We start from the raw sequence: 6,762 nt of genomic DNA, 5'->3' as shown, positions 1-6,762 counted from the left end.
GCGACCCACGTCGAAGCCGTATCACCCCCGGTTGATTGACAGTGTTGGGCCTGTCAGCCCGTCTTTCAAGACACTCGAAACGAATTTCTCGTGCCGGTTTCACCGTCACCCCTTATGACAGCCGTTGCGTCACAAAGGTTCCATCACGACCGGTCACCACCGCGATCGCGGGCGATCACGGCCACTTTCGGGCGCCGGCATCACCGGCAAGCCGTGAAGACTTAAACCTCAACCCGCCATCAAGGCGAGCGGCACACCAGTCCGGACCACACAGGCCCTCGGGCGCGACGGACGATCAGATTAACACGCCCCGACGCCAGAACGGTCAACATGGCCGGCAAACCACCCGATGCCGCCTGACCCTGAGCACCCGCGAAGCGAAGGGCCATGCAGCCTTTGCCCCCTCGATCCATGACCGAACCACGCTACACTCGCCTCGCGACCTGTTCGTGACATCGATGCAATCGGTCGGCCAGGGTAAAGCCCATTCCGCTGGAGTTTTCATGCCGTCATTGGAAGACCGGGTATTCCGTCAGGCAATCGACCAGACGTTCAACGCGGTGCTCGTCACGACGGCGGAACTGGACCCGCCCGGCCCGCAGATCGTGTACGTCAATCCGGCACTGTGCGAGCAGACCGGCTACACGGCGGATGAGTTGATCGGGGCCACTCCCCGGATCCTTCAGGGCCCCAAGACCGACCGAGCGGTGCTGCGACGCCTGCGCGCCACCATCTCAAAGGGCGGCTTCTTCGAAGGACAGGCGATCAACTACCGCAAGGACGGCACCCCCTACCTGGTGCACTGGAACATCAGTCCGGTACTCGACACACAGCAACGAATCACCCATTACATCTCGGTGCAAAGCGACATCACCGAGCAGAAGCAATTCCAACACCTCAACGAGCAACTGATGGCCAGTCTCGGCGAGGGGGTGTTCGGCATCGACCGCCAGGGACGGCTGACCCTGATCAACCGGGCCGCGATGGACCTGCTCGGCCACGAGAGCGAGCAAGACCTGCTCGGCCTGAACGCCCACGAACTGATGCACGCCCGCCATCCGGATGGCAGTCACTATCCGGAAGCCGAGTGCCCGATCAACGACGTCATGCAAACGGATGAGCCGCTGGAGGCGTGGCGGGACACGTTCTTCCGCGCCGATGGCCAGCCTCTGCCGGTCGAGAGTTACGCCACGCCCCTGCACGGGGTTTTCGGCGAGACCGAGGGGGTGGTCGTGATCTTCCGGGACATCTCGGACCAACTGGCCCTGGAGGCAGGGCTTGAACACGCCGCCAACCACGACCGCCTCACCGGGGCGTTCAACCGGCACTTCTTCGACCGGCTGGTCGAGAAGGAGTGCGCCCGCAGCGCTCGCCAGGGCGAGCCGCTGTCGCTCCTGATCCTGGACATCGACCACTTCAAGCGGATCAACGACGACCACGGCCACCTGGCGGGCGACGAGGTGCTGCGGCAACTGGTGCAGCACATCACAGCGCGCATCCGCGAGGCCGATGTCCTGACCCGCTGGGGCGGGGAGGAATTCGCCCTACTCTTGCCCGACACCTCGCTCGAAGGGGCCCGAACCGTGGCCGAATCCCTGCGCGCGAGCGTCGCGGCCGAGACGTTCGGGAGCGGGCTGCCGCGCCTGACCGTCAGCGCGGGAGGCACTCGATTCGACCCCGACGAAAGCCCCAAGGCCGCTTTCCGCAGGGCGGACCAGGCCCTTTACCAGGCCAAGCAGTCGGGACGGAACCGCGTCTGCATGGCGGACCCGGGTCAGTCGGGTTGATCCATGCGATTGAACCCCGGCGACCCCGTTCCGGATCTCTCCCCGACACGTGGCACGCCAGCCAACGACCCCCGCGCTCCGCCCCCTCGGTACGAGAGGGCAGACCTCCACCGCGTGCGATCATCCGGCATCACGTGTTACCTGTTAGGGTATGCGGGTCATCGATGCTTCGGTCTCGGGAAGGTCGAAACAAACCTTCCGAGACACCGGCAGTCCAAATTTGACCTGAACCCTCGCCTGCCAAACAGGAATCGTAAACAGGCGGGCACAACTTTTTTATCAGCAGATAATCCGGCACGTAAATGACGCTGGAATGCCCATTCGGACCTTGAACCGTGGTCGAGCCCACTGCCCCGCTATCCACCCTCACACATCGAAACTTCATCCACGCCTCACCAAACGAGACGGTGAGTGAGGTTGCCCGGCGCCTGCAGGCTGCCGGCCACCGCCTGGTCGTGGCCGTGGAGAATGGCGAACCGGTGGGTGTCTGGACCGGCGCCGACGGCCGGGACACTCCGGCTCTCGTACCGGCCGCGCGCGATCGGCTGCTTGGCGACGTCATGGACCATGCGCTGCTGGTGTTGCCGGCCGGAGTCACGGTGGCCGAGGCCCGGGCCCGTCTCGGCGAGGGCCGCGTCACGTACCTCGTCATCCGTGACGATCAGCGCGCGGTGACGGGGGTCTTGCGCCGCGAGGACCTGGAAGGGGAATCCTCGCAACCGGCTGCGACGAACACAGCGCGCCCGGGCCAGGACCAGCCCGACCAACGCTCGACCGGCGATCATCCCCCCGAGTCGGATCACGCAGCGGCCCTCACCACTGGCACCGACATGACCTCGCCCCCGGACGACACCCGGACCGTGCCGATGCCCCGTTGCGAACACACCGAACGATTCGCGCAGTTCCACGCCCTGCTTGAAGGCAGCGATGACCTCTGCGGCATCGTCGATGCCGGCTATCGCTATGTCTGGGCCAACGAGGCGTATTGCAAGGGCCACGGGATCCCCTGCGCGGACATCACGGGCCGACACGTGGCGGACGTGATCGGGGCCGAGCACTTCGCGCGGATCGTCAAGCCCCACCTGGATCGCTCCTTCGCTGGCGAGCCCCAGCGCTTCGAGACCGAGCGCAACCAGCCGGGGCTTGGCTGGCGCAAGTTGCTGGCACGCTACTTCCCCCTCGACGTGGCCGACAGTACCGGGCGTCACGTCGGCGCGGTGATCACCGACGTGACCGAGATCCGCGAGGCCGAGGGCGAGCTGATGCGCCAGTTCCGCTTGCTCAGCCTGGCCGGGCGAACGGCCCGGTTCGGCGGCTGGTTCGCCGATCTCGAAACCGAGCGGGTCGAGTGGTCGGACGTGGTCGCCGAAATCCACGGCATGCCGCATGGTCACTCGCCCTCCATTCATGAATGCATCGACTTCGCCGTCCCCGAGTACCGCGAACACATGCGCGGACGGTTCGCCGCCTGCGCCGACCAGGGGGTGCCCTTCGACGAGCGACTGGAGATCACCGACGCGCAGGGGCATCGCCTGTGGGTGCGGGTGCTGGGCGAGCCGGTGCGTGACGAGCGCGGTCGCATCGTGCAAGTGCACGGCGCCTTTCAGGACGTGACAAGCCAGCGAGAAAACGAACGGGAATTGCGCAAGCTGGCGCACATCACCCACCAGAGCCCGGCCCCGATCGCGGTCACCGACCTCGACGGGCGCATCGAGTACGTCAACCCCGCCTTCGAGCGCAATTCCGGCTACACCGCGGACGAACTGCGGGGGCAGACCCCGGCCCGGATCCAGGGGGGCAACACGCCGGATGCGGTCTACCGTGATCTCTGGGCGACGATCACCGCGGGGCACACCTGGACCGGCGAATTGCAGAACCGCCGCAAGGACGGCTCGCCCTACTGGGAATACGAGGTCATCTCGCCCCTGACCGACGACCGAGGCCAGGTCACCAACTATGTCGCGATCAAGCAGGACATCACCGCGCTCAAGGAGGCCGAACGGGAACTCAGCCGAATCGCCTACGAGGACCCGTTGACCGGGCTGTGTTCGCGCAATGGCTTTGCGCGGCACCTGCAGCGATTGATCGACCAACAGGAGTGGCCCGAGCTGGGCGTGGTAGTAATTGTCGACATCGTCGGCCTGCGGGATATCAACGATGCCTACGGTTACGAGGGCGGTGACCAGCTGCTGTACGAGTTTGGCCGACGACTCGTCACCCAGGCCGGCGAACATGGCTACGTCGGCCGCATCGGTGGCGACGAGTTCACGCTGTTCCTGCTGCCAACCAAGGGCGAGTCCCTGCATCGACGGCTGACCCGGATGACCGAGTCACTGTCCGCCCCGCTCGTCCTCCAGGGCCACGAGATCGAGATCGCCATCCGGCTGGGTTACACCCATCTCGGCGACCGTCAACGACCGGCACAGAGCCTGCTCCGCGAGGCGGAGCGCGCCCTGTTCAAGCATCGCCAGGAGCCGTCGGCACCCTGGGTCGCCTACAACACCAGTCTGCGCGAAGAGATGAAGCAGCGCATCGAACTGACACGCGAGTTGCGGATAGCGCTCAACGAGGACCATTTCGAACTGCACTTCCAGCCCAAGGTCGATCTTGCCAGCGGCACACTGGTTGCCTGCGAGGCACTGCTGCGCTGGAACCACCCCGCGCGGGGGCTGCTCGGCCCGGACGTGTTCATCCCCATTGCCGAGCAAAGCCAGTTGATCTCGCCGATCGGCGACTGGGCGCTGCGCCGAGCCTGCCAGCACCTGCGCGAGTGGCGTGATGCCGACCTCAACCCGGTGCGGGTGGCCGTCAACGTGTCGCTGGTGCAGTTCCAGACCGGCGATTTCGCCAGTCGGGTCCGCACCATCCTCGACGAGGCCGGCGTGGCGCCCGGGGAACTGGCGCTGGAGATCACCGAAAGCGTGTTCGAGCGCGAGTCGGAGGCGCTGCTCGAGCAGATACGCGCCCTGCGCGACATGGGCGTGCGGCTGTCGCTGGACGATTTCGGCACCGGCTATTCCTCGCTGCTGTACCTGCAGCGCTACCCTTTCCACGAAATCAAGATCGACCAGGGCTTCGTGTTCCATGTGCTCGATGATTCGTTCAGCCGCAATATCGTCGAGACCGTCATCATGCTCGCAAGGGCCCTGGATGCGGATGTGATCGCCGAGGGCATCGAATCGGCTGCCGTCTCCGACGAACTGCAGGCGATGGGCTGCCGTTTCGGTCAGGGCTTCCACTACAGCGTGCCGCTGGAGTCCGAAGACTTCCAATGGCTGCTCGAGCAACGCTCGCCCCTCCCGCTGTCCCAGCCGCTTGCCCAATGACGCATTGACCGGATTATCGAGCCAAGGAATTTTCAGATGAACGAGAACGAAATGACGTTGCGCAAGCGCGAGACGGGCATCCCCGGGCTGGACGAGGTCACCCGAGGCGGTCTGCCCGCGGGCCAGGCGACCCTGGTGGTCGGTCAGGCCGCGGCGGGCAAGACCGTGCTGGGGCTGCAGATACTGGCCCGTGCCATCGAGCGCGGCGAAGGCGGAATGTTCGTGTCATTCGAGGAATCACCGGCACATGTACGGCGTGACGCCGCGTCGTTCCGCTGGGGGGAACAGATGCTCGCCTCGGAACGCTGGCAGCTGATCGATGCCCGCCCGCGCCTGGGTGCCGAAGTCGCCGGCGAGTTCGATGTCGAGGGGCTGCTAAGCGCGGTCGCGGCCGCCATGGCCCCGACCGGCGCGAGCTGGGTGGTGTTCGACGGCATCGACCAGTTGCTCCAGTACCAACCCGACCCGCGGCTTGCCATCGATCAGGTGCGTCGCATCGACGAGTACTGTCAGGAGCACGACTGGACGTTGCTGCTGACCGGCAAGGCCACCGGCAAGGGCATGGCCCCGACCCATCTCGAGGGCATCGAGTTTCTGCTCTCGGCGACCCTCGTCCTGTCCGCGTGGATGGTCGACCAGCAGTTGAACCGATCGCTGCGTATCGCCAAGTTCCGCGGCTCCGGACACCTGACCGACGAGTTGCCGATGATCCTGGACGATGCAGGCATCCATCTGCCCTATCATGAAAGCCCGCCCACCGAGCCGATCGTAGCGAGTGACGAGCGTCTCAGCACGGGCATCGAACGGCTGGACACGTTGCTCGACGGCGGCATCTACCGGGGCTCGAGCCTGCTGATCTCCGGGCGCCCCGGCACCGCCAAGAGCACCCTGGCCGGCAGCTTCGCCGAGGCCGCCGCCCGGCGGGGCGAACGCACTCTCTACGTGAGCTTCGACGAGATGGAAGCCCCTTACGTGCGCAACCTGAGTTCGGTCGGCATCGACCTGCGCGGCCCGATCGAGGCCGGCCTGGTTCGCTTCGAGGGGTTGTCGGCGTTCGCCTTGCGGATAACAGAGCACTTCATGGCCCTGCGCCACCTGATCGACTCGTTCGACCCTCACTGCCTAGTGATCGACCCCGTCTCGGCGCTACTCAAGGCCGGGGGATCCGAAGGGGCCACGATGGCAACCGAACACCTGATCGACCTGGTGAGACGCCGTGGCATCACCACCGTACTCACCTCGCTGAGCGGCGTGGACGACCCGGAAGGCGAGGCCACCCAGGGCCAGGTCTCGACACTCGCGGACAGCTGGATCGTGCTCGACTACAACGTCCGTGGCGGCGAACGAAACCGCTCGCTGTCGATCGTGAAATCTCGTGGGTCGGCCCATTCGAACCAGGAACGCGAGCTGCTGCTTTCGAACGAGGGCATCGATCTGGCCGATGTCTACGAGCACGGGTCGGAGGTCCTGATGGGCACGGCGCGCGCAACCCGGGAGCGCGAGGATGCCGCGGCCGAGCGCCGACGGCAACGGAAGCACCAACAGCGTCGGATGGAACTCGAACGGCGCATCGAACAGACCGACCACGAGCGCCGCCGCCTCGCCGCCGAGCTGGAACTGGAAAAAGCCGAATCGGCCGAGACCGAGCG

At 65.7% G+C, this 6,762-nt stretch carries 3 protein-coding genes; all 3 read left to right on the top strand.

All coding sequences use genetic code 11. The annotated features are described in order from the left end of the window. The first annotated feature begins 503 nt into the window (after window positions 1-503). Entirely contained in the window at window positions 504-1,787 is a 1,284-nt protein-coding gene (locus ACLFRM_RS08635; protein ID WP_410755336.1) for a diguanylate cyclase, read from the top strand. Between the two features lie 335 nt (window positions 1,788-2,122). After that, window positions 2,123-5,113, top strand: a complete 2,991-nt coding sequence (locus ACLFRM_RS08630) for an EAL domain-containing protein (RefSeq protein WP_410755335.1) — start codon at window positions 2,123-2,125, stop codon at window positions 5,111-5,113. Window positions 5,114-5,149: 36 nt separating this feature from the next. Next, the coding region (locus ACLFRM_RS08625; protein ID WP_410755334.1) for an ATPase domain-containing protein at window positions 5,150-6,762 on the top strand (1,613 nt) is incomplete at its 3' end.

The sequence above is a fragment of the Guyparkeria sp. genome, assembly GCF_046540515.1.
Taxonomy (GTDB): Bacteria; Pseudomonadota; Gammaproteobacteria; order Halothiobacillales; family Halothiobacillaceae; genus Guyparkeria.
Note: the sequence above shows the minus strand (reverse complement) of the source record. Positions and strands in the feature narration are given on the sequence as shown.